Raw genomic sequence first — 23,707 nt, forward strand, 5'->3', positions numbered from 1 at the left:
CGAGGAGACGTCTCGTCACCGCGGCCAGCGCCCAAGGGTGCGCGCAAATGCCCATGCAGCAGAGGCTGCTGGGTAGCGGACTATGAACTCAGTGGTTCAGGGGGCTGACGGCGTGACCGAAAGCCCCCACCTTGGATGCCTCAGGGCTCGACATGGTGCGAACACTACTCAAACCCGCCGGTCACCACCCAACCGGGCTGCGTCCGGGGCGCGTGTCGTCAACCTTGTGCCCCACAACAACTAGGCACCGGCCGGATCCCCCAAACCCAGACCGAACGGACACGAGCCGAAGCCAATCTTCAACCCGACGATCGTCGACGCGCCCCACCGACAACCGTGCCGAACTGCGGCGTGCCCTGCGCGCCGTCACGGGCGCGCCTATACACCCCTGTGTATAGTTGCGCGGCATGACGATCGGGACGGCGTTTCTGGCCCTGCTGGAGGGGCGATCGCAGCACGGGTACGACCTCAAGCGCGCCTACGACCAGCATTTCGGGCATGACCGCCCGCTGCATTACGGGCAGGTCTACACGACTCTCGCCAAGCTGCTGCGCAACGGTCTCGTCACGGTCGACGGGGTCGAGGGCGGGAACGGGCCGGACCGGAAGCGTTACTCGATCACCGAAGCCGGTGTCACCGACGTTCAGCGCTGGCTCAGCGAACCCGAGACACCCGATCAGTACCTGCAGAGCTCGCTCTACGACAAGATCGTCGGAGCGCTGCTGACCGGCCGTTCCGCCGCGGACGTGCTCGACGTGCAACGTGATGAGCACCTCGTGGCCATGCGGGAGCTGACCCGCCGCAAACAGGCCGGTGACCTCGCCGACCGGATCATCTGCGATCGGGCGCTGTTCCACCTCGACGCCGATCTGCGCTGGCTCGAGCACACCGCGACGCTGCTCGACGAGCTGGCCGAGCAGGTGCGCCGGTGAGTGCGCTGCTGGTCGGCGTGGGACTGCACAAGTCGTACGGGCAGACGGTTGCGCTGGCCGGAGCGGACCTGGCCGTTCACGCCGGTGAGATCATCTCGATCATGGGCCCGTCCGGGTCCGGCAAGTCGACGCTGCTGCACTGTGCCGCCGGGCTGACCATGCCGGACACGGGCCGGGTCTCCTACGCCGGCCAAGACCTGGCGGAAATGACCGACGTCCGCCGTAGTGCTCTGCGCCGCCGCGAGTTCGGCTTCGTCTTCCAGTTCGGGCAACTGGTGCCGGAGTTGAACTCGGTGCAGAACGTGGCTTTGCCGCTGCGGCTGGACGGCGTCTCGCTGCGGATCGCCGAGCGCCGGGCCGCCGCCTGGATGGACCGGCTCGGCCTGGCCGACAAGGCGCGGGCCCGTCCCGGTGAGCTGTCCGGAGGGCAGCAACAGCGGGTTGCGGTGGCGCGCGCCCTGGTCGCCGGCCCTAAAGTGGTCTTTGCCGACGAGCCGACCGGCGCGCTCGACTCGGTGTCCGGTGAGCGCGTGATGGAAACGCTGACGACCGCAGCCCGGGAGACGGGGGCGGCGGTCGTGCTGGTCACCCATGACACCCGGGTTGCAGCGTACGCCGACCGCGGCATCGTGGTCCGAGACGGCCGCAGCATCGAACGGGCGGGCCGCCGGTGAATCGGATCGTCGCGGAGCTGCTGATCGGTGTGCGTCTGGCCTTCTCCGGTGGCCGCCGGGCCTGGATCCGGACCGTGATGGCCGCCGTGGGCGTGGCGATCGGCGCAGCGCTCCTACTGTTCGGTGCGTCGGTCCCGGTCATGATCCAGGCTGCGGAATCGCGGTCGGACGCCCGTAACGACCTGCCGGGTGCACTACCGGATGTGCCCGTCGGGGACACGCTCGTCGTCGCGGCCGTCGAGGGGCAATGGCGTGGTCACGAGATCCGGGGCCGGCTGATCTGGCCGGACTCTCCACGGGCCCCGCTGCCGCCGGGACTGGTCGCCGTCCCCGCCGAGGGGCAGATGTACGTCTCGCCCGCTCTGCGGAGCGCCTTGGCCGGCCCGGACGGCGGCACGCTGCGCCGCCAGATGCCGTACGGAATCGCCGGGACGATCGAGCCGGCCGGTCTCTCCGGACCGGGGGAACTTGCCTACTACGCCGGTTTTCGCAAGGTCGGGGAGCTGGTGGGGAAAGGTGCCTGGCGGGTGGACCGGTTCGGTCTGCCGAGCCTTGAGGAGCCGTTGGGCTCCGCACTGTACGTGACCGTCGCCATCATGATCGCCACGCTGCTGCTTCCGATCGCGATCTTCATCGGCGCCGCGTTCCGATTCGGTGCGGAGACCCGTGACCGGCGGTTGGCCGCCATCCGCCTCATCGGCGCGGACAACCGCGCGGTGCTGCGGATCGCCCTCGGCGAGAGCCTCGTCCCCGCGCTGTTGGGCCTGGCGGCCGGCACGGCGTGCTACTTCCTCATCCGCAGCCGGATCGCCGATCTTGGGATATTCGGCCTCAGCGCCTTCCCGGCCGATGTTCACCCGCGACCGATCCTGGCGGTCCTGGCCGTCACTGCGGTGCTCGGGTTGGCCGCTGGCATGACGCTGATGGGTTTCCGCGGAGTCGCGGTCGAACCTCTGGGCGTGTTCCGCCGCGCGGCGGTCTGGAGTGGCCGGCTGTGGTGGCGGCTCATCCCCTTGGCGGTGAGCCTGGCGCTGCTCTACCCGGTCGCTTTCGACACCGGCAATCTTGACGAGGACCGGGCCGGGTTCGGCGTCGTCCTGCTGGTCGTGGCACTGATCCCGCTGCTGCCTTACCTGGTTCCGCTGGCCGCTCGCCTTCTTCCCGCCGGCCCGGTGGCCTGGCAGCTCGCCGCCCAGCAACTGCGGCGCAATCCGTCGGCGTCGACCAGGGCCGTCACCGGCATCGTCGTCGCCGTTACCGGGGCGATCGCCCTGCACACGTTCTTCGCCGCGGCCGGCGTCCAGCGTGCGGTCCAGGACCATCCCGCCGACCCCTCCTACAGCCTTCTCCAGGGCGGCGTTCGGCTGACACCCGCCGCCATGCGGGGGCGCAGCGCGATGTTCGAGGAGATCGAGGGGGTACGGGCGGGCACCATCGCCCAACACATGCTGTACGACACCACTGCCACCGCCACAGTCGGTTATCTCTACATCGGCGATTGTGCGGCTCTGGGCCGGATCGCCGCCCTCGATCGGTGCGCGGACGGGGACGTCTTCATCTTCGGTGACGCGGGCCGGTCGGTCACCCTGCTTGAGGAGACGGAGTTCGGATCGACCGCCGGTGCGCGGGTGCCGCTCCCGCGCTCGGCCCGGTCCACCACCCTGGTCGGTTCCGCCGCGCAGAACGCCGGGCGCAGCGTGCTGATGACCCCTCGTGCGGTACCCACCTTCCGATCCGAGGACGAGGAATGGGCCGTGCAGACGAACATCTATACCGCTGACGGCGCACCGCCCGCCCTGGGTGGCCGGATTGCCGGCGTCGCGGCCGAGATCGATCCCTTGGCGCTATTCACCGCGTTTGTGCCGCAGCACGACAAGTACGCCGAGTTCCGGGCCGCCCTCGACATCGGATCAACCGCGATCCTGCTGATGATGGGCATCGGCCTGCTGCTCGACGTGACGGCCCGGCTTCATGACCGGCGCCGGCTCCTCGGCGTGATCGCCGCGATCGGCGCACGCCGATCGACGGTGGTCTGGTCGTTGCTGTTGCAGGCGATCGTGCCTCTGCTGGCCGGTCTCATCCTCGCCGTCGGCTGGGGCACCGCCCTCGGCGCAGCGCTGATGCGCATGTCGGAGGTGCCGATCAGATTCGCAGTCGCCGCGATCCTCACCCCGGTCGCCGCCGGCTCCACCCTGGTCCTGATCACCACGATCGCGGTCCTGCTGCCGGCCGCCCGCCGCATCACCCGCACCGAGGAGCTGCGGTTCGAGTGACCCGATCCCGCTACCGGTAAAGCGGCCGCCGCCGCGCAATGGGCGCAGCAGTTCATGCACCGCAACGACGCGCGTGTCGAGCAGCGCGGCCGGAACGCCTCCGCCGCGTGAGGCCAGACGTCCCGAGGTTCGTCCTCGACGCGACCGCATGCGCCGCCGGCCCGCGCTCGCTCTTCGCCTGCACGCTGATCCGGATGTGTGCCCGCCAAGAACGCCCGATCCTGGACCCGGCGGCGGCCCTGGTTGCCATTTCGGCGGCGCCCACTCCGTCGCCGCTCAGCCGGTCACTGAGTAGTGGTCAGGCACAGCGTGGGACAGGTTTCAGCCGGCCTGGAGCCGGCGTCCCGCTTTCTGGCTATGGCTTCGTGCGACCAAGCAGCCCGTCCACTAAGCCCCGTACCTGTCCGTCGACGTCCGGGCGAACCAACGACTCACCGCCTTGACCTCGCACCACTCCCGGCCAGGCGACGCAGAGAGTCGTCGACAGCTGCGCAGAGGTGAAGCAGCTGGCAGGGGCGAGCGCGGTTGGGCGACGGCAGACGCCGTTGGGTGCAGTTCAAGGCTGCTCAGGGTGCCCGGCTGGTCTCGATTTGGAGCACGAGACACAAGACGTCGCGCCGGCTGTTTCAACAGTTGATCCAGCGCGCTGGACGCGTTCGGATGCCGTTGATGGAGCCCACGACGAGGTCGTCATCGGCGATTCCCCAGCCGAAGGGATCCTGGACATCGGGGATGGCACCGCTCAGGGCGACGAGCCGGCCGCCATGGTCGACGGCTCGATCGCCGAGCACAGTGCCCCGACTGTTGATGTCCAGCGTTGATACCAGCGCCGGGTTCACGGCGGACGCCACGCCAGTCCGCAGGTCCCAGCGCACCGGGGCGCTGTCCTCGTCCCCGGCGCCGAGGCCGATGCCGATGCGACCAACTGCCCAGGTCCCCTGCGCCGCGGCGACCCACGACCACCGGGCGCCGGGAGCGCTGAGCCGGTCGGTCGTTGCGTCGGGATGGCGTACCCAGCCGAAGTCGCCCGCGGAGCCGATGATGGTGCCGTCGTCGAGGATCCCCCTCGCGCTGGCGGGGGGCGGGGCGTCGATCACCTCGACGGTTCCCGGCCGGTCGGCGGGCCAGAGCAGCGGCAGGGTCGTCTCGGTCTCCTCGACGTAGCCCTGGCCAATGATGTCGCCACGCGAGTTGATTTCCAGCGCCAAGGTGTTGGCGAACACCGGCAGGACGGGCAGCCACTCCAGGTTCCCGTAGCGGTAGCGCCACGGGCGGTAGACGTTGTCAACGAAGGCATTGCCGACGGCAACGCCGTACCGATTGATGTCCTCGACTTGCTGCCAGGCTCCGATGGTGACGACGGTGAGTCGGTGTTCGTCCCACACCCCAGGCCCAGGTCGGCGCGGCGATCCGGCCCAGAGCAGCAGTAGCGGCTGCGGATCTTGCTCATCGATCCGGTAGCCGGTACCGGCGATGAACCGACCAGTCGGATCGACCGCCAGAGCTCGACCATTCATGTCCGCCGGGAGGGTCAGTGGCCGTAGCGCGCAGACCGGGACGGGCCGGTGCTTCGGCTCGGCCGTGGCAACGCCGGGCAGGCCCAGCGTTGCGGTGAGGGCGACAGCGGTCAGACTGCCCAAGAAGCCGTTCCGGACAGTCCGGGTCATCTCTACTCCAGTGGCGTGTGGTGGTGGCGCTCTTACCGAAGCACGTCGATGTCTCCACCGGAAGTGCTGCCCACGGCTGGGCCGCGCCGATCTCCGACACCGCGATGATCCCTGACGGTGCCAGGCATCATCATCGCGTGGATGCTCACCGAGCGATCGTCCTGTTCGATGACCTCCGTACGTTCGTGGATGGCCGTAGCGCCGAGGTGGCCGGTACCAGTGCCGCCGGAGTTGACCTCCTCGGTCGATACCGGGCCGGCGCCTAGACGAGCTGTGGCTGGACCACGACCCAGGCGGGGACGACCCGATCTGGCCGGTCGTGGAGGTTCTGGAACGAGCTGCCTTCGACGAGCGCCCCTTTGACGTCGGCATCATCAACGTTCACTCCGCGAACCCGCCGGCCGCCGCAAAACTCGCTCAGGTCCTACGACGCTGGGGCTCGTGGCGGTGTCGGGTTGGCGGGCTTGGCCACCACGCTTGACGGACCAGCCGATCTTCTATCCTGTCCTGAACCGTTGGTACGCCACGAAGACCGCCCGAGAGTGGAAGGTCGGCGCCATAATCGAGGAAGCCGAATACCGCGCTCCGGTGAACGACCAGGAGTTCGCCAACGCCGACAAGGCCCTGGGCCGACCTCTGCCGGCCGCTTGGCGAACCACGACCGGTCGACGACGTCTGAGTTGGAGGAGTTGCGCCGCTGCGGCGGGAGAACGCCGAGCTGAAGCCGACGAATGAGGGTCTTGAAAGCTGCATCGACTTTTTCGCCTCGGAACTCGACCTGGCGACGGTCGTGACGCTCGTCGACGAGCTGCGCGATCGCTTCGGGGTCGAGCCCGGGTCATCAGCGTCGTAAGCTCGACCACCAGACGTTTGTCGACCTCACGCCTTGGTCTCGCCTGGCAGCGGCCTTTGGGAAGTACGAGGGTTCGGGCATCCGGTGGCACCGGCCGTCGCCAGCTCCCATGTCATCGACAGAAGGGACACCCGAGTGACCAGCAACGTGCCGGTAGTTCTTCAGCCTGACGGCCATCTCGATGCCATGGTGGCCTGGCGACACCGCCGCGGTGGCCAGGCCCAGTGTCTGGTGCGTCTCTATCCATTCGACGGCCGAATCGTGGCAGTCGCATCGGAGATCAGCTCCAATGACGACCGTTACGGCATCGCCGACGACATGCCTGGCGTCGCCGCAGAGGCACTGCACCTGGCCCAGGAGCACGTCGACGCAGACCCACACCGCATCACCTGGCTGGCCCACCACGGCGCCTTCTCGTACCACGACGCGTTTGACCCCGACACCTTTACCCTTATCCCTCTGTCCTGGGACGGACAGCGCTACGAGGACAATCTTGAAGCCCACCGCCTGCTAAGCGAGCGTGAGGTGTACGACCTACTCGGCGGTCAGACTCTGGAACCGGTACCCAGAGTGCTCGCCGGCCTCGGCTGGCCCTCCTGAGATCGCCGTAGTGAGCATCCAGGCGGAAAACCACATCTCGGGTCGGCAGATCCTGCGGGCCGTCCATGACCTATACACCGATTATCGCGGTCCTATGGCGGCCCTCGGCAAGACGGTGACGATCATCCGAGTTGAGGCTGCGGCTGAGGACCCGGTCGACTGGCAGGCCCGCGCGAATGCCTCGCGGATCTCCGCTGAGCAGAAGGTCGCCAACTTCAGCAGGATCGGCCTGAAGGTCGACCATCGGGTCCTACCAGCCCGCGTGACCCCGGCGAAGTTCGCGGCCACCCTCGAGCGGGCGAATGTCGACCCGAGCGTCACCGCCATTATCGTGCAACAGCCGGTTCCGGCCCGGCTGCGCCAGTTCGTGCAGGACATCGCCCCGCACAAGGACATCGACGCACTGACCGAGGGATCCCACCGGCAGGTGTGTGCCACTGCCGAAGGGATCTGGCGGGTAGTGCAACCGTTCACCGGAGACGCGCCAGATATCGCGGTCGTGGGGGCCCGTGGATTCGTTGGACGCGGTGTGGTCAGCCGTCTCGTCGAGCATGGTCACGAGCCGCTGCAGCTCGATCTCGGCGACGACCTGGCCGCTGTACGTGACGTCGACATCGTCATCTCCGTCACCGGGAGCCCCGGGCTACTCGGTCCGGAACACCTACGCCCGGAGCACCGGCTCGTGGTGGATTCTGGCTTCGTTCCGCTTCCCAATGGCGGGGTCGCCGGCGACGTCTCTCCGCACGCCAGTGGAATCCCCCAGAACATCACCCCGGTACCGGGCGGAATCGGCCCCGTCGAGATGGCGGTCCTCGTCGAGCGAGCTGTCCGCAATGAGCTGGCTCCCGACCTGCAGCCGTGGCAGTACCCAGGGCGTCCGTACCAGACCCGCACCAGCGGCTCCGCCGCGGCTGCCCAAACTGCAGCACTCGCCTTTCCCAGCCCGACCCGAGTACCTCGCCAGGCCGGGCAGTTGGCCTCGGACCAGCCACCCCCGCCGCGAGGTAGATCTGAGCGCGGCAGCGATCGGGGCCACCATCGATGACGCCGCCGGTCACCAACTCGCCAACCCTGAACGCAGTCTCCATCGCGGAGCTGGTCAACCGGAGAGAGCTCTGTCCGACCGACGTCGTCGAAACCGCCTTAAGGCGCATCGCGACCGTCGACACAGAGCTGCGAGCCTTTCGTGAGGTCTGGTCGGACCGCGCGCGCCGGACGGCGTACGAGTTGAAAGGGGTCGTCGACGCCGGCTTCCACCTACCGCTCGCGGGGGTTCCGCTGGCTGTCAAAGCGAGCGAAGGTCTCACCTCGCCACAGGCACGTCGGCTGCTCGAGGCGGGGTGTATCCCGATCGGCACCACGTCAGTGCCGCGAGGTACCAGTTGGCAGACCTGGGGGCACACCGACCGCGGCCCCACCATCAATCCCTGGCGTGCAGACCGCTCGCCCGGAGGATCATCCGCCGGATCCGCGGCCGCAGTCGCAGCAGGCCTCGTACCACTGGCCACGGGTAACGACGGTGCTGGGTCGGTACGGATCCCGGCAGCCTGGTGTGGCGTCGTCGGCATCAAGACCACCAACGGGTGCCTACCGTCCGTCAACACGCTCAACGCACCCGGCCCCTTGGCCCGCACCGTCGCTGACGCAGCCGCCTACCTTGACGCCATCCTCGGTACGAATCTCGCCGCCCACACCAGGGACCCTCTCCAAGGAGCGCCTCTCCGCGCAGTGTGGTCAACCGCCTTGGGCTACGCGGAGGTCGATCCGCAGGTGACAGCTCCCGCCCGCGACGCCGCGGAGCAACTCGCGGCCGGTGGCCTGCTCCAATGGGTTCGGCACGACCTGGTCCTCGAAGACCCCACGCCCGCCTGGCAGGCTCGCCGGACAGGCTCACCCACGGGGCATGCCGCTGACGAACTGCACGCCGCCAACGCTCGCCGGCTGGCTGAGCTGTTCGCATGCGCCGACGTGCTGCTGACACCGACGACGCCCTATCAGGCTCACGATCACGTAGGGCCAGGCAGCCGCATCAACGTTGCGCTGACCTGGGCATTCAACCTGAGCGGTCACCCGGCCGCCAGCGTTCCTGCCGGCTTCGCTCCCGACGGCACGCCGGTGGGCCTCCAGATAGTCACCCGCCATCACCGCGAAGACCTACTCGTGCGTGCAGCCGCTGCTCTCCAGAACCTGAAACCGTGGCCTAGCCCGCCGCACGCGCTACTACAGATCGACTAGGGCGCGTCCTTCCGATCATGGCGGGGCCGAGAGTGGGCGTTGCTGGTATCGAACCAGCAACCTACTTCGCTGCTGTACTGCCGACGTCAAACGAGGCGTTGGATGCGGACCTTCTGGCGCTCGTTCCGGAGGTGGCTGAATTGTGCTGCCGGACGGATGTACTTCGAGGGCCGGCGCCGGAGGCAGGGGGTGGGTGGTTACTGATCCTCAGCTCTTGGCGAAAAGGCTGTTCGGAGCCGAGTCTTAGCAGGCCTGCCGAGGTGGCCCTGAAACCACAACGCTGCAGGTAGAAGTCTTGTAGGTGTGCCTCGAAGTCGACGTGTAGCCATTGACATCCAGCGGCAGCGGCTTCGGCGGCGGCGTGCCGGACTAGCTCTGCGCCGACACCTCGGTGCTGCCAGTCGGGGTCAACCGCAGTGTCGAGCAGGAACGCGTGGGCGCCGCCGTCCCAGCAGACCTGGACGAAACCGATCAGGCGTTCGTCATCGAAGGCGCCAATCCAGGTCAGCGCGTGCCGGGCCAGCCGCTGCGCCCACGGCGTCACTTCGGCTGTCTCGGCACCGAAGGCCCGGGCATGTAGGGAGTTCAGGACTCGGTTGTCCACGGCAAAGCGCGACACCATCTCGATCGTCACGCAGGTAAAGGTATGCCACCGTCCTGAGTGCATCGGCTGCGCCGACGATCCCAGAGGTGTTTCAGGTCCAGGTGAAGGTGCGTCGGCTCTGGCGTCGTGCCGGTCGGCCGCTGCTGTCAGCGCCGACGGTGTCGGTGCCTTTCACACTCTGCGGGTCGATGATTCCGGCCGACGGCTGCGCGGCCCGGCCCTGCTGGAGGCGAGCATTGACCCGCAGGGCGGTCAGCAACCTCTCGGTCACGTCCTCGTCTTCCCAGCGGGTGAAGTACCAGTACACCGTCTGCCACGGTGGTAGATCCGCTGGCAGATAACGCCACGGGCAGCCGGAGCGCACGACGTACAGGATGGCGTTGACGATCTCCCGGCGTGGGTGCTTCTCGGGCCTGCCGTCGGTGTTCGGCTCCGGCAACAAGGGCTCGATCAGTGCCCCCTGAGCGTCGGTCCGGTCAGACGGGTAACCACGGCGAGCGGGCCACACCCACCACCCTGCCGACCATTTCGGCCGGTGTCACGACGTCACACCATCCACATTGAAGCTTCACAAACACTCACTTACAGCGATAACCCGACCTCGTCGACCCGGACAAGCGGCGCTGGCGCTTGCGGACGAGTTGGGGCTCGAACCTGCGCGGTTACGCGGCACGTCGATCTGCAGCGCGTGCGGCCAGATGTCCAATTTTGGCCGCCAGCAGCGGTGACGGTCCTGGCGCAGGTCGCTCTAGGGCAGCTCGTTGGCTGGCTGCTGCGTCGCTGGCTCGGATAACCCGTCGACCGGGGCCCGGCGCGGATTGTTTCGCCTGGGCCCCGGACCGGCGTCGGCGCCAAAGCCCGCCTCGCGGCGCGCGCCGCTACAGAAGCCTGCCAGCGCCGGGGCGAAACTCTGGTCGGTCTTCTCGTCGGACCACTCGTCGCGGCCCTTCAGCTCCAGATCGACCGGCGGCGTTTCCAGGTCGCTGCTACGGCTCCCCGAAGTGGCCCTCTTCCTCGCCGAGCAGGAGCGGCACGTCGTAAACCAACATGTCCGGCCGGGCCACTGGTGCAGCGCCGTATTCGAAGGCGTCGTATTCGTCGGGTGTGCCGCGATGTTCGTGAACACCGGTACCACTCGTAGATCTTTCCGGCCAGTGGTGCCGGCGGTAGCTCCAGAACTCATCCACCCTCAGTGCAAATGATCATGGCACGGACCTGGGTGCGGGATGCACGGATCTGCCAATGTGCGGACGCTCTAATCGACTTACTCCCGCAGCTCATCCGGTTCCTCAGGTTCATCCGGCGTTGGCGTGACGAGCATCCGTTCGAGCTTGCCGAGCAGGCCGAGAAGGATCGTGCGCTCGGCCGCGGTGAGCGAGCTGACCAGGATGGCCTCATGATTGAGAAGCTGCCGTACCGTGCTCTCGATGAGGCTGTGGCCGGTCTCGGTCAGCCTTACGGAGACCGCTCGACGTGACACGGATGACGGTGATCGTTCAACGAGCCCGGCCTGCTCAGCCCGGGCGACGCGCTGGGAGACGGCGCCCGCGGTGATCAGCGTGCGACGGGCAATCTCGCGGGTGGTCAGCTCATAGGGCGGACCGGAACGCCGGATCACGCTCAGCAGATCGAGTGTGGACGAGTCGACTCCCAGCTTGGCCAGGGTGCGCCGCCGGTCCTCCGCGAGGACCTTCGCGATCCGCCAGACAGGCGTGACGATCTCGATGGACTCGGTCCGCACACCAGGCAGTTCGCGATTCCAGGATGCGGCGATATCGGCTGCGGGCCACGTCGACGGCGACCCGACCGGGTAGTCCTCGGCGTCGAGACCGTTGGACATCACGCACCCCTCCCGCTACATTTAGAGCTAAACATAGCACTGGAGGGTTAGCTGTGAGTCGTATCGTGCTGGTCACCGGCGGCGGAAACGGGCTCGGCAAGGCCGTCGCCGGCCGGTTCCGATCCGGGGGCGACCGGGTGATCATCACCGGACGTAACACCGACCGGCTGGCCACCACGGCAAGCGAGATCGGCGCCCGGCCGATCACCTGTGACGCCACCGATCCCGAGCAGGTCGCACGGATGGCTGATGAGCTGGGCGCAGACCTCGATGTGGTGGTCAACATGGCGGGCGGCAACACGGACCTCGACCAGCGCGACCGGCAGGGCACACAGTTGGAACAGGTGATGGCCGCGTGGCGGGCGAATCTGGAGGCAAACCTGCTCAGCGCCGTGCTCACCACGACGGCCGTACTCGACAAGCTGCGGCCCGGCGGCTCGATCATCAACATCGGCTCCATCGGGGCCGAGTACGCTTCCACCTCGTACGGCGCGGCAAAGGCCGCCCTGGCCGCCTGGACCGCTGGGCTGTCGTCCACGGTGGGCGCCCAGAGACTCACGGCCAACCTGATCGCACCCGGCTACATCGCCGAGACCGACTTCTTCCACGGTCAGCTCAGCGAGCAACGGCGCACCGCCCTGATCGAGGCAACCCACAACAAACGGCCCGGGCACCCCGACGACATCGCCGAAACAACGTACTTCCTGGCCTCTGATGGGGCACGCCACATCACCGGCCAGACCGTACACGTCAACGGAGGCGCCCACACCACCCGATGACACGCGAAGGACGCCCTCACGGCGCCGCAATTGCCGCTGGCAGGGTGCGCGGCAGCACCGGCATGCCCATCACTGTCGGTAGCTACTGATCGTGGCGCATCCAGGTGCGACGACGTCCGGACGTGCCGCGATCCGCTCGTCACGAAGTCGATGGCGGGCCGCTGCTCGCAGGCATCGGTCACACCGAGGCGCGTGCATCTGGTTGAGTGTCATGTGGGTGCAGTTGAGGCCCAGTCGCTGCCGTTGGACGCAGTTCAAGGCCGTTCAGGGCGCCCCGCTGCTCCCAACCTGCTCCCCGGATCCGCAGCCCGCACCGACCCCGAATGGGCGGAGTGAGCTGCTACCGGCAGGCAACGAGGTTGTGTCGCCTCTTTGCCTGCCGGCAGCAGTTGGGTAGAAGCGCGTCGCCTGAGCAACCCTGCAGTCCTCCGCCCGCGAGGCACCCTGGCACCGCAGTCCTCGCAAGCCACGGACGGAGTCCACCCCCGCCGATGCCCAGTAACGAGGGGTTTGGTCCACAAGGTCACGTCACACTCCGTGCCAGGTAGCCTCAGCGGGTGTCACACCGTGTTCTCACAGCCCTTTCCTTCTGTTAACCGCCATGCTCTCAGGCTGCGGGGTCAGCGAATCTGCTCCGCGAGCCGCTTCTTCGCGCGCGCCGAGTCCCTACGGCCAGGCGCCCGCCCCAACGGATGCACCCTCGCCTACCAGGACGCTGAGTGGCTCAGCCTTGGGTGAGTGGGCATGTAAGAAGAACGTGCGACCAATCAACAAGGCAATCCATAACAACCCAGACGTCATGCGACCGACGGATGGCAGACGACTATCACGACTTAACAGGAACCGCTCGACGCTGCCGGCGCGGTCAGTCGTCTTCGGCGTAGTAGGAATGCACGGCGGCTTGTCCGGTGTAGTTGGCACCAGCGCGATCGTCGGCGCCGAGGTAGCTGTACGGGAGGCGGACGTCACGGCGACCGGTGCAGCTGATCCGACGGCGACGGGAGTCGTAGGAAAACCCGGCCGCACGGAGTCGGGCGGTGAGGCGCTGCCCAGCGGGCCGCCCGTCGGGAAGCCGAATGCTGGACAGGTCGCGTCGAAGAACGCAACAAAGTGGGCCGTCAAGTCCCGGCAGAGCGCCGAGCCCTGGGTACACGACCTCGCCTTGTGGACCGACCAATGGGCCAACCATCGGACCTACGGCCGCCAGTCAACCAATGATCCATAACCGGGCCACCCTCTCGCCGCGCGGCACCGGCAACGGTCGGCCCAACTCCTCAACTAGCCAACAGGCCCGCTCGGGACCGCACACCAGGCCACTCAACCGCACAGGTCCATGGCGGCCCGAACACAGCACCAGCCGCGCTGCTCCCAATGTAAGCAGCACATACGGCGAAGCCCGTTACCGGATACTCCGGCAACGGGCTTCTGGCCTGCACAAACTGAGAGTGGGCGATGCTGGTATCGAACCAGCGACCTCTTCGGTGTGAACGAAGCGCTCTCCCACTGAGCTAATCGCCCTCAGCGCCACTGACTCTACCCGATCGTGGAACCGGACCGGAAATCCGGGGTCAGTGCGTCGCGAGGTACCGCATCGCCTCGGCCACCACGTCGATGCCGAAGCTGAGCTTGAGGGAGAGCCAGACCACCACGCCCACGAAGACCAGGCCGACGACACCCAGCACGAAGCGCACCGGCAGCGACTGTCGCGTCACCCACTGCGTCCAGCCGTGCACGTGTCGGCGGGTGAAGCCGAGCAGCCGGCGGGCCCAGTGGTATTCGACGGCCCAGATGCCCAGGCCGGCGATGACCAGCAGCCAACCAGGGCCGGGCAGCGGAATGAGTGCGATGCCGATGGTGACCACCAACGCGCCGGCGATCCCTATGAAGATCTTGAGAGCGATCCGGCCGGTGGGGTTGGCGCGGATCAGGTCGAGGGTCGTCGCGACGCGGTCCCGCCAGCGTGGGCGCCGGGGCGGGTCTCCGACGACGGTGACCCCGCCGGGGCGGCCGGCGTCGGGCGTCGACCGGCCGGGTCGCTCGGGCTGCTCCATCGGCACGTCGTACCCCCGCTTTTCGGCTGCTCGGACCGCGACTTTCGGCGGACCGGGCGCGGTCACCGGATCCACTGAGGATCGGTTCGTGACCATTTCACCCCCCAGTGTCGCTCGGGCCCGTCACTGCAACGGCCGACTGGACGTTACCGGAGTAAGTCGACGACTGAGCCACCCGACACCGGGCGGGATCACGCACTGGGCAGAACCGGAAATCCTACATGAATGCTCACATTCACGCGGTCTTTCCGTCCCCCTTCCCACCACTGGGTGAAGTCAGCGTATGGCGGAGCGTAGCCAGGAGTAGCACCTGAGTATGGGAAAAGCGGGACACGCGCGTTCCGCAGCGGTGCCGGGGGGAGAACGTCCATGAGTGTCATCCGACCGACGACCGTAGAGGTCGAGACGTCGCTAAGGCTCGTCGCACCTGACGCCACCGCCTTGCCGGTGCGTGCCAGTCTGCGTTACGACCCTGCTGACCCGTATGCGGTCCATGTCCTGTTCCATGCCGAGTCGGCAGGGGGCGAGGCGGTGAGCTGGTCGTTCGCTCGCGAACTTCTGGTGACCGGCCTGGACGAACCGGCCGGCATCGGCGATGTGCGGGTCTGGCCCTGGGCCACACCGCGCGGCGACTTCGTCGCGCTGGCCCTCTCGTCACCGGACGGCAACGCCCTCTTCGAGGTGCCGCGCAGCGTCCTGGTGCGTTTCCTTCGACGGACGTACGTCGTCGTCCCGCGCGGCCGCGAGGCCGAGCACCTGGACGTCGACACGGCGGTGAACCGGCTGCTCGCCGGTCGCTGAGCACCGCCCGAACGAGCATGAACCGGCCAGACGGGGCCGCGCGGATCTGCCGAGTCCGCGCGGCCCCGGCATACCCGGGAGTACGCGGGCAGCCCGACCCGGGTCGGCCGGAGGCGACGCCCAGCCGTGGCCGCCCGACCCAGATCAGCCGTGCGTGGTGATGCCGCCGTCGACGGGAATGACCGCGCCGGTGAGGTATGCGCCGGCCCGCGAGGAGAGATAGATGGCGGTGCCGGCCATGTCCTCCGGGCGTCCGATGCGGCCCAGCGGCACCTGCTGTTCGATGGCGGCCCGGCTCGCCGGGTCGTTCAGGGCGAACGCCATCATCTTGCTCTCGAAGGGGCCTGGCGCTATCGCGTTGACGGTGATCTGCTCGCCTGCCAGTTGGTGGGCGAGGCTGCGGGTGAGCATGTGCACGGCCGCCTTGGTGGCCGAGTAGGCGTACACCTCCATGAAGGGCACGCGGATCCCGTCGATGGACCCGATGTTGATCACGCGGGCGGGGTCGTCGGCGCTGGCGGCGGCGCGCAGCGCCGGCAGCAGCGCCGTGGTGAGCCGGAAGACGGCCTTGACGTTCACCGCCCAGAGCTTGTCGAACGCGGCCTCCGGGTAGCTCTCCAGCGGCGAGCCCCAGGTGGCGCCGGCGTTGTTGACGAGCACGTCGAGACGGTCGACGCGCTCGCGGACGGCGGCGGCCAGCGACTCGGCGCCCGCGTCGGCGCCCAGGTCGGCGGGGATCGCCTCGCAGTGGCCCTCGGCGGAGAGCTCCTTGGCGACGGTCTCGCAGACGTCCGCCTTGCGGGACGAGATGATCACGCGGGCGCCGGCCCGGACGAAGCCCTGGGCGATCATCAACCCGATCCCCCGCGACCCGCCGGTGACCAGGACCGTCTTGCCTTCGACCGAGAACAGCTGCGTCATGCCCATCCCATCGCGTGTCGGCGGGTCCGCCGGGCGGTCGGGCGGACGGCGGACGCCGCGCAGACCACGGACCGCACAGCGCTACCGCCGGGTAACGTAGCCCGGCCGCGGGGATCGCGACAAGCCTCGCCGCTGCCGCGTACGGAGATCGGGATGCGGTGACCTGCGCTTCGGGCTACCGTCGCAGACGATGGTCTCCACCGATCCCTCCCCCGCGCCATCGATCGGAACGGCGTCACCCGTACCCGACGAGATTTCCACGTTCGCGCTGGCCGACCTGGCTGGTGACCCCGGCTGGCGGCGGCCGGTGTTCGTCGAGCGGGAGCTGTTGATCCTCACCACCAGGGGTCACGGCGACGCCGAGCTGGATTTCCACCTGCTGCCGTGCCGACCCGGCACGCTGCTGCGGGTCCGCGCCGGTCAGGTGCTGCGCTGCGCCGGACCGCAGTTCGACGCGACTGTGGTCGGCTGGACCGCCGAGGCGCTGGACGGGCTGGCCGTCGACCCGGACGCCCCGCAGACCTGGCGGCAGTTGGCCGGCGAGGACGAGGACGCGGTGATCAACGAGGTGAGCCAGTTGGCGGTGGACTGCCAACGGCACGGCGACGGCCCCGCCGGTCGTGCGCTGCTGCGCCACCAACTCGCCGTGCTGCTGCTGCGACTGGCGCTGCCCGGTGTGGCGCGGAGCGGGCACCGGCCGGAGGTCGAGACGTTCCAGCGGTTCTGCCGGGAGGTGGAGCACGGCTACCAGGTGACCCGGCGGGTCGAGGACTACGCCGCCGCGCTCGGCTGCTCGGTACGCACCCTGACCCGTGCCTGCCTGGCCGTGACCGGTCGCAGCGCCAAGCAGGTCATCGACGAGCGGGTCGCGTTGCAGGCCGCCCGGCTGCTCGCCGCGAGCGACGAACCGATCGCGCAGATCGGCCGTCAGCTCGGCTTCTCCGAGCCCACCAACTTCGGCCGGTTCTTCACCCGTGAGATCGGGGTCAGCCCGGGGGCGTTCCGCGCCGCCCGCGATCAGCCGGCCGGCGGCCGGGTCGTCCGACCCCGACCCGCGGTCGAGTCGACGGGCGCCAACGGCGGCCGGTTCCGCTCCGGCACGGCAGTCGAACCGGCCAACGGCGGTCACGCCACGCGGTCCGGGACGCCCACCGGGCCGGGCGGCGGCACCGGGCGGGCATGATGGCGGTGTGCAGATCTCCGCGCGTGGCGACTACGCGGTACGGGCGGCGCTGAGCCTCGCGACCGCGTACCCCTCGCTGTTGTCCACCCAGGCCATCGCCGCCGAACAGGACATGCCCCGCAAGTTCCTGGAGGCGGTCCTGGCCGATCTGCGCCGGGCCGGCATCGTGCGCGCCCAGCGCGGCGCCGAGGGTGGCTACACCCTCGCCCGTGCGCCCCGCGAGGTGACGGTCGGCGCGGTGCTGCGCGCGGTGGAGGGCCCGCTCGCGGGCGTCCGCGGCCTGCGGCCGGAGGAGACCCGCTACGAGGGCGCGGCGGAGAACCTGCCCGGCCTGTGGGTGGCGGTACGAGCCGCCGTCCGGCGGGTGGTCGACGAGGTGAGCCTCGCCGAGATCATCAGCGGACGGCTGCCCGCGCACGTCCGCAGGCTCACCGCCCTGCCCGACGCGTGGGAACCCCGCTGACAGTTGTCACAGGGTGTGGATGACGTCGGCCGTGGGCAGGCGGGGCAGCCGCTCGCGCCAGGCGTCCGGGCCCGGATGGCCCACACTCATCAACAGCAGCGCCTCGTGCCGCCCGGCGGGGAAGAACTCCCGGGTCACCCCGGCGGCGTCGAACCCGGCCATCGGTCCGGCGGCCAGCCCCGCGGCGCGTACGCCCACCAGCAGGTAACCGATCTGGAGGGTCGCGTTGAAGCGGGCCTGCTCGGCACGCGCCACCCGGTCGGCGAGCCAGTCGCGGGCCTGCGGGCGGTGCGGGTACAGCTCGGGCAGCCGCTCGTGGAAGTCCACGTCGGCGGCGAGCACCGCCACCAGCGGCGCGCTTGCCGTCTTCGCCCGGTTGCTCGACGACACGTACGGCAGCAGCCGGGCCCGCGACTCCGATGAGCGCAGCAGCAGCACCCGCAGCGGCTGGCCGTTGTACGCCGTCGGTCCGTACCGGATGAGGTCGTGGATGGCCGCGACCTGGGCGTCCGTGACCGGCTCGTCGGTGAACGTGTTGGCCGTGCGGGCCGCCCGGAACAGCAGGTCCTGGGCGGCCCGGTCCAACGCGAACAGGTCGGCCGCGGCGGGTGCGGTCATTCCGGCGTCGCCGCGAGGTAGCCGCCCTGGTGGTGCACCAGCGGCCGGCCGTCGCCGCCGTCGCTCAGGGCGAGCGGTTCGGCGATCACCAGCGTGTGGTCGCCGGCCGGGACGCGGTGCACCACCCGACAGAACAGCCGGGCCAGCACCCCGGTCAGCAGCGGCACACCGAACGGGCCGGGTGTCCAGTCCGGGTAGGCGGCGAACCTGTCGATGCCGCTGGTGGCGAAGACAGTCGCCGCCTCCCGCTGCCCCGCGGCCAGCAGATGGACGGCGACATGCTCGGCGCGGGCCAGCACCGGCCAGCTCGACGACGCCACACCGAGGCAGAACGAGACGAGCGGCGGGTCCAGCGAGACCGAGGTGAACGAGGTGGCGGTGAACCCGGCCCGGATCGGTGCGCCGATCCCGCCCAGGCAGGCCGGATCGGTGGCGCGGGCCACCGCGGTGACCACCGTGACGCTCGTGGCCTGTCGGCGCAGCAACGCGCGGAACAGGTTCTGGTCCACAGGTCGCAGCTCGGCGGCGTCCGTGACCGGACGCTCCACGGTGGTCACGCCGACGCCAGGGTCGGCGTGGCGTACGAGCGGCAGTTGACGGCGGTGAGTTCGGGGAGGGTGACCTGGCCGCCCGAGCCCCGCTGACGCAGTTCGGCGGCCCACCCGGGCTCGGGGTCACCCCCGGCCACGCCTGTCAGCAGGGTCAACGCGGCGGTGGCCGCGACGGCACGACGGGGTGGGGGCATGGGGGTCTCCTGATCTGTGCACGGTGGGAGTGCGGGGCGCCCGGGTAGGGCGTTGAAGGCACGCCGCTCCGCGGTGAGCGGGCGAGCGGTGCGAGTGCGGCGACGGAGCCGAGCCGGGGAGAACCGGTCAGCTCAACAGAGCGCGCTCGCGTGCCGGACCAGGTCGACGTGCACGCAAGCGATGAGGAGGAGCTCATCCCGCTGCGACATGACCTCATGCTGCCGCCGGTGGGATCGACGGGTCAACGGTCTTCCAGAAGGTGAGAATTTCACCGCTGCCGATGTGGCGAAGCGCCCCGAGCAGTGTTTACCGCCGCGCAACACCTACCTGGTGGATAGAGATTGCCGAAGCGGACGGCGTCACCGTCCAACCGGGACGAGGAGAGGGTTTCGGAATTCGCCCGTTCGGGAATGTTCGATCTCGACACGGCAGGGAACGGTGACGAGGGGAGTCCTCCGATGGGCCTCATGTTTCGCAAGCGCAAGAAGATCGGTCCGCTGATCCTGAACTTCACCGAGAACGGCTTCTCCTCGTGGAGCATCAAGATCGGGCGCTGGTCCTGGAACTCGAAGGCCCGGGCGCACCGCGTCGACCTGCCGGGTCCGCTGTCCTGGAAGCAGGACAAGTCCCGGTCGTAGCGTCCCGGGAGTCGAGCGGGGTGCCGGTGATTCACCGGCACCCCGCTCGGCGTCTGCGCCACCGGGCCGGGGCCGCCGGTTCAGGGCGTGGGGGTGATGAGTTCGTCGCCGGCAAGTCGGCCGGTGTCGCGCTCGCGGCGCACGTCGCCCGCGTCCACCAGATCGGTGAGCGCTCGGTTGGCGTCCGCGGCACGATAGACGGTCGCGGTGAGGGTGTGCCGGCGCAGCTCGGTGACCGGCCGCGGCCCACCGTGGCGCAGCTCGGCCAGCAACTGGCGGGCCAGCGGTTCCAGGGCCGGCTCCCCGGCCACGTCGACAGGCGGGGCCGCCGGGTCGGCGGGGTCGCGGTAGCGCACGCCGAGTTCCGCGCCGACCGTCCAGAGCGCCTCACGGACCGCCTCCAGGCTCCGGTCCGAGCGGCTGCCGAACGCGACCACGCCGGCCGCCGCGTCACCTGCCGCACTTGCCGCGTCACCTGAGGGGTCGGCCGGTAGCACCGGCGCCACCTCGGCGACCAGCGGGAATCCGGCGGCGACGAGGGCCGCGCGGGTGGCACTGCCGGCGTGCAGCAGCACCTCGCCGGTGCGACCGTTGGCGGCGGCGTCGAGCAGACGCGGGGGCACCTCGCCGGGCAGGTCCAGGAAGCAGAACAGCGGCGAACCGGCCGCGCCGCCCGCCTTCACCGCGACCGGCAGCCGGTCCGGCCCGCCGGGCAGCAGGTGCACCGTCACCTCGGCCGGCAGCTCCGCCTCGATCGGCCCGAGCCGGGCCGGCAGGTCGGCGGCGCCGTCGGCGAGCACCAGCACCGTCACCTGTCGACCGCGCACCTGGGCGGCGTGGCCGGCGACCACCCGCAGCACCGCTTCTGCCCCGCCGCCGTCGGCGCCGGCCCAGGCCAGCGCGACTGTTGCCCGCCGGGAGCGGTGCAGGGCGGCGGGCAGCCAGGTCGCCACCTGGCGGACCAGCAGCTCACGAAGGAAGTCGGTGGTCCGGTTGGTCGGCATCGGTCCGTTCTACCCTATGGCCGGCTCAGGCCGGCACGGAGATCCCCACACCACCGCGGGTCTGCCCGCCGTAGCGCTGCCGCTCGGCGGCCAGGTCGAGCCGGCCGATGCGCTTGCGGGCGGCCAGCGCGCCGTCGTCGAGCCGGTCGGCCGGGACCAGCCAGACCACCTCGAACTCCAGCCCGTCCGGGTCCTGGCCGTAGAGGCTCTTGGTGGTGCCGTGGTCGGACGTGCCGACAAGCGCCCCGGCGGCGGTGAGCCGCTCGGCGGTGGCCGCCAGCTCGTCGAGGGTGTCGACCTCCCACGCCAGGTGGTAGAGCCCGACGGTGGCCCGGCCGGCGGTGGACCGCCCGGCGGCGGCGCCGATCTCGAACAGGCCGAGGTCGTGGTCGTTGGTGGAGTCGGGGGCCTGGAGGAAGGTGGCGCCCCGGAAACCGTCCGGGGTCATCGCCACCGGGCGGAAGCCCAGCACGTCGCGGTAGAAGGCGACGCTGCGGGCGAGGTCACTGACGTAGAGGACCGCGTGGTTGAGCCGGTGGATACCCATGATCCCAGGCTAGCGCCATTTGGTTGAGCGTTCAACCATCGCGGGTATGATGGTCGTCATGACCCGCTGGTTGGACCCCGACGAGCAGCGCACCTGGCGGGCGTTCCTCGCCGCCTCACGCGCGCTGATGGACACGCTCGACCGCGAGCTGCAACGCGACGCCGGCATGCCGCACGCCTACTACGAGATCCTGGTCCGGCTCTCCGAGACACCGGGTAGGCAACTACGGATGAGCGACCTGGCCGAGGCGGCCGGGTCGTCGCGCAGCCGGCTCTCGCACGCGGTGGCCCGCCTCGAGGCGGCCGGCTGGGTGCGTCGCGAGGACTGCCCCACCGACCGGCGCGGGCAGATCGCGGTGCTCACCGACGAGGGTTTCGCGATCCTCGCGGCCGCGGCCCCCGGCCACGTCGAGGGGGTACGCCGACACCTGTTCGACGCGTTGAGCCCGGCCCAGGTCGACCAGTTGCGCCGGATCAGCGAGACGTTGGCCGAGCACCTGACCAGATCCTGACCGATCGGCACCGGCGCGGGTCTTGTACTTACCGTCGTCGGATGAGCACGATGGGGCGTGTCCTCCGGCTTCGACGAGTTGACTGACCAGGCGCACCACCTCGTGTCCACTGGCGACGTGGCCGGCGCGCAACGGCTGCTCTCCGACGCGCTCACCGACGCCGACCCCCGCCCGGCCAACGCCACACCCGAATTGGCCGAGGCGGCCAGCCTCCAGGCGCGGGTGCTCGTCGCCCTCGGCGAGCCGCACTCCGCCCGAGGCTGGGCCGCCTTCGCGTACGCCGCCACCACCCGTCTGCACGGCCGCTCCGACCCTCGCACGGTGGCCGCCGCGGCTACCCTGGCCGCCGTGCTGCACCGGGTGGGCAGCCACTCCCGGGCCGCCCGGCTGTACCAGGAAGTCATCATCGAGCTGACCGCGCAGGACGGGCCCGAGTCGCTGCGGGTGCTGGCCGCGCACGCCGACCTGGCCACCGTCGAGTACGCCCGCGGCCAGTGCACGGTGGCCCGCGACCGCCTCCAGGACGCCTGGGAGCTGCACCGCGAGGTGTACGGCGACGGTCACCCCAGCGGCATCAAGATGCTGGCCCGGCTCGGCGCCATGCAGCGCGACTGTGGGCAGTTCGCCGAGGCGCACGACAACCTGGCGTTGGCCCGCGAGCTGTGCCGGCAGCACCTGGCCGCCGATGATCCACTGGCGTCGCAGGTGGCCGCTCTCGCCCGGGCGGCGGCCAACCCCGACCACGCCTGCGCCGACGACGCGCCCGCCGAGCGGGACGTTCCGGTGGTGCCGGCCGCGCGTACCGCGCCGCACAGCGACAGACCTGTCGAGTCCGCCTACCACCCACCCGCGTCCCCGCCGCGTCAGGTCGAGGAGGAGGTGACCGCTCCGGCCGACCGCGAGGACGAGTCATGGGCCGCGCACGGGGTCGGCTCGGTGCCGAACCCCCGGGTCCCGGCCGACGAGCCGGACGGGTCGCCGGGCTTCCGCTGGCCGCCGCCCGACCCGACGGACGAGCCGGACTTCCGCTGGCCGCCGGACCCGACGTACGACGACCCCGCCCCGCACCCCACCGTCCCGCCGGTGCCCCCATCGGTGGCCGGGTTCACCGGCGGCGTCGAGGAGGCGTCCGGCGTCTACCGGCTGCACCGTCCCGGCGCGTCGGCCCAGCCGAACCCACCGACCCAGCCGTACGCGCCGCTGGAGCCGTACACGCCGTCGCGGCTGTTGCCGGTGCCCGTGCACCGGGCGAAGATGCCGCCGCGCAACCGGCTGGTGCCGGTGCTGGTGGCCGGCGTCGTCGTGGTGCTGCTGGGCACGGCGGCGGTGATCGCCGGGGTGGCGCGGGTCGGCGACGGGGACGACCCGAAACCCGGGCCGGGTAACGGCTCCCCCAGCGCCGGCCCGACCGGCACGGGCGCGCCGGCCGCCACCGGCACCGCAGCCGCCGGCGCGACGGCGCCGGTAGCCGCACCCGGCACCCCTCCGGGCACGGTGAGCCTGCGCGACAACCGGGACAACATCGCTCTGAGCTGGACGTATCCGGCCGGCGGCGAGGGGCCGGTGGTCGTGTCGGCCGGCCGGGCAGGGCAGGAGAAGACGGCCATCGCCACGCTGCCCGCCGGCACCGACACCTACATCGTCTACGCGCTGAACCGCGCCAACGACTACTGCTTCACAGTGGCCGTCGTCTGGTCGACCGACACCGTCGCGAGCGCCGACCAGGTCTGCACCCGCCGCCGCTGACGTCCCGACCGGCTGGCGACC

The 23,707-nt window shown here is 70.0% G+C and carries 25 protein-coding genes, 1 tRNA gene and 2 pseudogenes; 15 read left to right on the forward strand and 13 right to left on the reverse strand.

Going from position 1 to position 23,707, the window contains the following annotated elements; translation table 11 throughout:
• Nucleotides 1-407: 407 nt before the first annotated feature.
• The 3 genes from OOJ91_RS31380 to OOJ91_RS31390 are packed head-to-tail and all read left to right on the forward strand — an operon-like array spanning nucleotide 408 to nucleotide 3,879.
• Nucleotides 408-932 carry a PadR family transcriptional regulator gene (locus tag OOJ91_RS31380; RefSeq protein ID WP_266250737.1) on the forward strand — a complete coding sequence of 175 codons (525 nt, stop codon included), beginning with the start codon at nucleotides 408-410 and terminating at the stop codon, nucleotides 930-932.
• The gene (locus OOJ91_RS31385) at nucleotides 929-1,606 is read left to right on the forward strand and encodes an ABC transporter ATP-binding protein (RefSeq protein ID WP_266250739.1); all 678 of its coding nucleotides are present in this window, start codon (nucleotides 929-931) and stop codon (nucleotides 1,604-1,606) included. The genes OOJ91_RS31380 and OOJ91_RS31385 overlap by 4 nt, the downstream gene beginning before the upstream one ends.
• On the forward strand, nucleotides 1,603-3,879 hold the full coding sequence (locus OOJ91_RS31390; RefSeq protein WP_266250741.1) for an ABC transporter permease: 2,277 nt from the start codon (nucleotides 1,603-1,605) through the stop codon (nucleotides 3,877-3,879). Before OOJ91_RS31385 ends, OOJ91_RS31390 begins: the two co-directional genes overlap by 4 nt.
• A 626-nt stretch (nucleotides 3,880-4,505) precedes the next feature.
• Here the strand turns inward: OOJ91_RS31390 and OOJ91_RS31395 are convergent.
• Nucleotides 4,506-5,546, reverse strand: a complete 1,041-nt coding sequence (locus tag OOJ91_RS31395) for a hypothetical protein (protein WP_266250743.1) — start codon at nucleotides 5,544-5,546, stop codon at nucleotides 4,506-4,508.
• 104 nt (nucleotides 5,547-5,650) lie between these two features.
• Here OOJ91_RS31395 and OOJ91_RS31400 point away from each other — a divergent pair.
• The 5 genes and pseudogenes from OOJ91_RS31400 (at nucleotide 5,651) to OOJ91_RS31420 (ending at nucleotide 9,234) form a co-directional block, all read left to right on the forward strand.
• Nucleotides 5,651-6,027 (forward strand): annotated as a pseudogene (locus OOJ91_RS31400) (cyclic-phosphate processing receiver domain-containing protein).
• Nucleotides 5,979-6,104, forward strand: a pseudogene (locus tag OOJ91_RS31405) (ADP-ribosylation/crystallin J1); the annotation flags it as partial. The pseudogenes OOJ91_RS31400 and OOJ91_RS31405, both read left to right, overlap by 49 nt.
• Before the next feature lie 430 nt (nucleotides 6,105-6,534).
• Nucleotides 6,535-6,999: a hypothetical protein gene (locus OOJ91_RS31410; protein ID WP_266250745.1), complete on the forward strand. Its 465-nt coding sequence runs from the start codon at nucleotides 6,535-6,537 to the stop codon at nucleotides 6,997-6,999.
• A gap of 10 nt (nucleotides 7,000-7,009) precedes the next feature.
• Complete coding sequence (locus tag OOJ91_RS31415) at nucleotides 7,010-8,044, forward strand: tetrahydrofolate dehydrogenase/cyclohydrolase catalytic domain-containing protein (RefSeq protein ID WP_266250747.1); 1,035 nt, start codon at nucleotides 7,010-7,012, stop codon at nucleotides 8,042-8,044.
• Complete coding sequence (locus tag OOJ91_RS31420; protein ID WP_266250749.1) at nucleotides 8,041-9,234, forward strand: amidase; 1,194 nt, start codon at nucleotides 8,041-8,043, stop codon at nucleotides 9,232-9,234. Before OOJ91_RS31415 ends, OOJ91_RS31420 begins: the two co-directional genes overlap by 4 nt.
• Nucleotides 9,235-9,295: 61 nt before the next feature.
• Here OOJ91_RS31420 and OOJ91_RS31425 read toward each other — a convergent pair whose 3' ends face one another.
• The 4 genes from OOJ91_RS31425 to OOJ91_RS31440 all read right to left on the reverse strand — a co-directional run bounded on the left by OOJ91_RS31425 (nucleotide 9,296) and on the right by OOJ91_RS31440 (nucleotide 11,678).
• Nucleotides 9,296-9,868, reverse strand: coding sequence for a GNAT family N-acetyltransferase (locus OOJ91_RS31425; RefSeq protein ID WP_266250751.1), 573 nt, complete (start codon nucleotides 9,866-9,868; stop codon nucleotides 9,296-9,298).
• 61 nt (nucleotides 9,869-9,929) lie between these two features.
• Nucleotides 9,930-10,346 carry an IS5 family transposase gene (locus tag OOJ91_RS31430; RefSeq protein WP_266250753.1) on the reverse strand — a complete coding sequence of 139 codons (417 nt, stop codon included), beginning with the start codon at nucleotides 10,344-10,346 and terminating at the stop codon, nucleotides 9,930-9,932.
• Between the two features lie 478 nt (nucleotides 10,347-10,824).
• The gene (locus OOJ91_RS31435) at nucleotides 10,825-11,025 is read right to left on the reverse strand and encodes a hypothetical protein (RefSeq protein WP_266250755.1); all 201 of its coding nucleotides are present in this window, start codon (nucleotides 11,023-11,025) and stop codon (nucleotides 10,825-10,827) included.
• 77 nt (nucleotides 11,026-11,102) lie between these two features.
• On the reverse strand, nucleotides 11,103-11,678 hold the full coding sequence (locus OOJ91_RS31440; protein ID WP_266250757.1) for a MarR family winged helix-turn-helix transcriptional regulator: 576 nt from the start codon (nucleotides 11,676-11,678) through the stop codon (nucleotides 11,103-11,105).
• 53 nt (nucleotides 11,679-11,731) lie between these two features.
• On the opposite strand from OOJ91_RS31440, the gene OOJ91_RS31445 reads away from it, so the two are divergent.
• Nucleotides 11,732-12,457 carry an SDR family NAD(P)-dependent oxidoreductase gene (locus OOJ91_RS31445; RefSeq protein WP_266250759.1) on the forward strand — a complete coding sequence of 242 codons (726 nt, stop codon included), beginning with the start codon at nucleotides 11,732-11,734 and terminating at the stop codon, nucleotides 12,455-12,457.
• Nucleotides 12,458-13,903: 1,446 nt separating this feature from the next.
• Here OOJ91_RS31445 and OOJ91_RS31450 read toward each other — a convergent pair.
• Both OOJ91_RS31450 and OOJ91_RS31455 read right to left on the reverse strand, forming a co-directional pair.
• Nucleotides 13,904-13,975: transfer RNA gene (locus OOJ91_RS31450), tRNA-Val, on the reverse strand.
• A 50-nt stretch (nucleotides 13,976-14,025) separates the two neighbouring features.
• On the reverse strand, nucleotides 14,026-14,583 hold the full coding sequence (locus tag OOJ91_RS31455) for a TIGR02611 family protein (RefSeq protein WP_439117158.1): 558 nt from the start codon (nucleotides 14,581-14,583) through the stop codon (nucleotides 14,026-14,028).
• Between the two features lie 294 nt (nucleotides 14,584-14,877).
• On the opposite strand from OOJ91_RS31455, the gene OOJ91_RS31460 reads away from it, so the two are divergent.
• On the forward strand, nucleotides 14,878-15,309 hold the full coding sequence (locus OOJ91_RS31460; RefSeq protein ID WP_007457244.1) for an SsgA family sporulation/cell division regulator: 432 nt from the start codon (nucleotides 14,878-14,880) through the stop codon (nucleotides 15,307-15,309).
• A 144-nt stretch (nucleotides 15,310-15,453) separates the two neighbouring features.
• Here the strand turns inward: OOJ91_RS31460 and OOJ91_RS31465 are convergent, their stop codons facing one another.
• On the reverse strand, nucleotides 15,454-16,230 hold the full coding sequence (locus tag OOJ91_RS31465; RefSeq protein WP_266250796.1) for an SDR family oxidoreductase: 777 nt from the start codon (nucleotides 16,228-16,230) through the stop codon (nucleotides 15,454-15,456).
• 190 nt (nucleotides 16,231-16,420) lie between these two features.
• On the opposite strand from OOJ91_RS31465, the gene OOJ91_RS31470 reads away from it, so the two are divergent.
• Nucleotides 16,421-17,413, forward strand: a complete 993-nt coding sequence (locus OOJ91_RS31470) for a helix-turn-helix transcriptional regulator (protein WP_266250799.1) — start codon at nucleotides 16,421-16,423, stop codon at nucleotides 17,411-17,413.
• Between the two features lie 7 nt (nucleotides 17,414-17,420).
• Nucleotides 17,421-17,876, forward strand: coding sequence for an RrF2 family transcriptional regulator (locus OOJ91_RS31475; protein ID WP_266250801.1), 456 nt, complete (start codon nucleotides 17,421-17,423; stop codon nucleotides 17,874-17,876).
• A gap of 6 nt (nucleotides 17,877-17,882) precedes the next feature.
• On the opposite strand, the gene OOJ91_RS31480 is transcribed toward OOJ91_RS31475, so the two are convergent.
• The 3 genes from OOJ91_RS31480 to OOJ91_RS31490 are packed head-to-tail and all read right to left on the reverse strand — an operon-like array spanning nucleotide 17,883 to nucleotide 19,239.
• Nucleotides 17,883-18,494, reverse strand: coding sequence for a malonic semialdehyde reductase (locus tag OOJ91_RS31480; RefSeq protein WP_266250803.1), 612 nt, complete (start codon nucleotides 18,492-18,494; stop codon nucleotides 17,883-17,885).
• On the reverse strand, nucleotides 18,491-19,051 hold the full coding sequence (locus tag OOJ91_RS31485) for a flavin reductase family protein (protein ID WP_266250804.1): 561 nt from the start codon (nucleotides 19,049-19,051) through the stop codon (nucleotides 18,491-18,493). Before OOJ91_RS31485 ends, OOJ91_RS31480 begins: the two co-directional genes overlap by 4 nt.
• Nucleotides 19,048-19,239 carry a hypothetical protein gene (locus OOJ91_RS31490; protein WP_266250805.1) on the reverse strand — a complete coding sequence of 64 codons (192 nt, stop codon included), beginning with the start codon at nucleotides 19,237-19,239 and terminating at the stop codon, nucleotides 19,048-19,050. Before OOJ91_RS31490 ends, OOJ91_RS31485 begins: the two co-directional genes overlap by 4 nt.
• Before the next feature lie 459 nt (nucleotides 19,240-19,698).
• Here OOJ91_RS31490 and OOJ91_RS31495 point away from each other — a divergent pair, with 459 nt between their 5' ends.
• Nucleotides 19,699-19,878 carry a DUF4236 domain-containing protein gene (locus OOJ91_RS31495; RefSeq protein ID WP_007457220.1) on the forward strand — a complete coding sequence of 60 codons (180 nt, stop codon included), beginning with the start codon at nucleotides 19,699-19,701 and terminating at the stop codon, nucleotides 19,876-19,878.
• Nucleotides 19,879-19,958: 80 nt separating this feature from the next.
• Here OOJ91_RS31495 and OOJ91_RS31500 read toward each other — a convergent pair whose 3' ends face one another.
• A complete protein-coding gene (locus OOJ91_RS31500; RefSeq protein WP_266250806.1) occupies nucleotides 19,959-20,882 on the reverse strand; it encodes a hypothetical protein in 924 nt (307 codons plus the stop codon).
• Between the two features lie 25 nt (nucleotides 20,883-20,907).
• The gene (locus OOJ91_RS31505; protein ID WP_266250807.1) at nucleotides 20,908-21,429 is read right to left on the reverse strand and encodes a VOC family protein; all 522 of its coding nucleotides are present in this window, start codon (nucleotides 21,427-21,429) and stop codon (nucleotides 20,908-20,910) included.
• Between the two features lie 49 nt (nucleotides 21,430-21,478).
• On the opposite strand from OOJ91_RS31505, the gene OOJ91_RS31510 reads away from it, so the two are divergent.
• Nucleotides 21,479-21,940, forward strand: coding sequence for a MarR family winged helix-turn-helix transcriptional regulator (locus tag OOJ91_RS31510; protein ID WP_266251513.1), 462 nt, complete (start codon nucleotides 21,479-21,481; stop codon nucleotides 21,938-21,940).
• Nucleotides 21,941-21,997: 57 nt separating this feature from the next.
• Nucleotides 21,998-23,686 carry a tetratricopeptide repeat protein gene (locus OOJ91_RS31515; protein ID WP_266250808.1) on the forward strand — a complete coding sequence of 563 codons (1,689 nt, stop codon included), beginning with the start codon at nucleotides 21,998-22,000 and terminating at the stop codon, nucleotides 23,684-23,686.
• Nucleotides 23,687-23,707: the final 21 nt, after the last annotated feature.

Origin of the sequence: Micromonospora lupini (assembly GCF_026342015.1) — a bacterium.
In the GTDB taxonomy this organism is placed as follows: domain Bacteria; phylum Actinomycetota; class Actinomycetes; order Mycobacteriales; family Micromonosporaceae; genus Micromonospora; species Micromonospora lupini_B.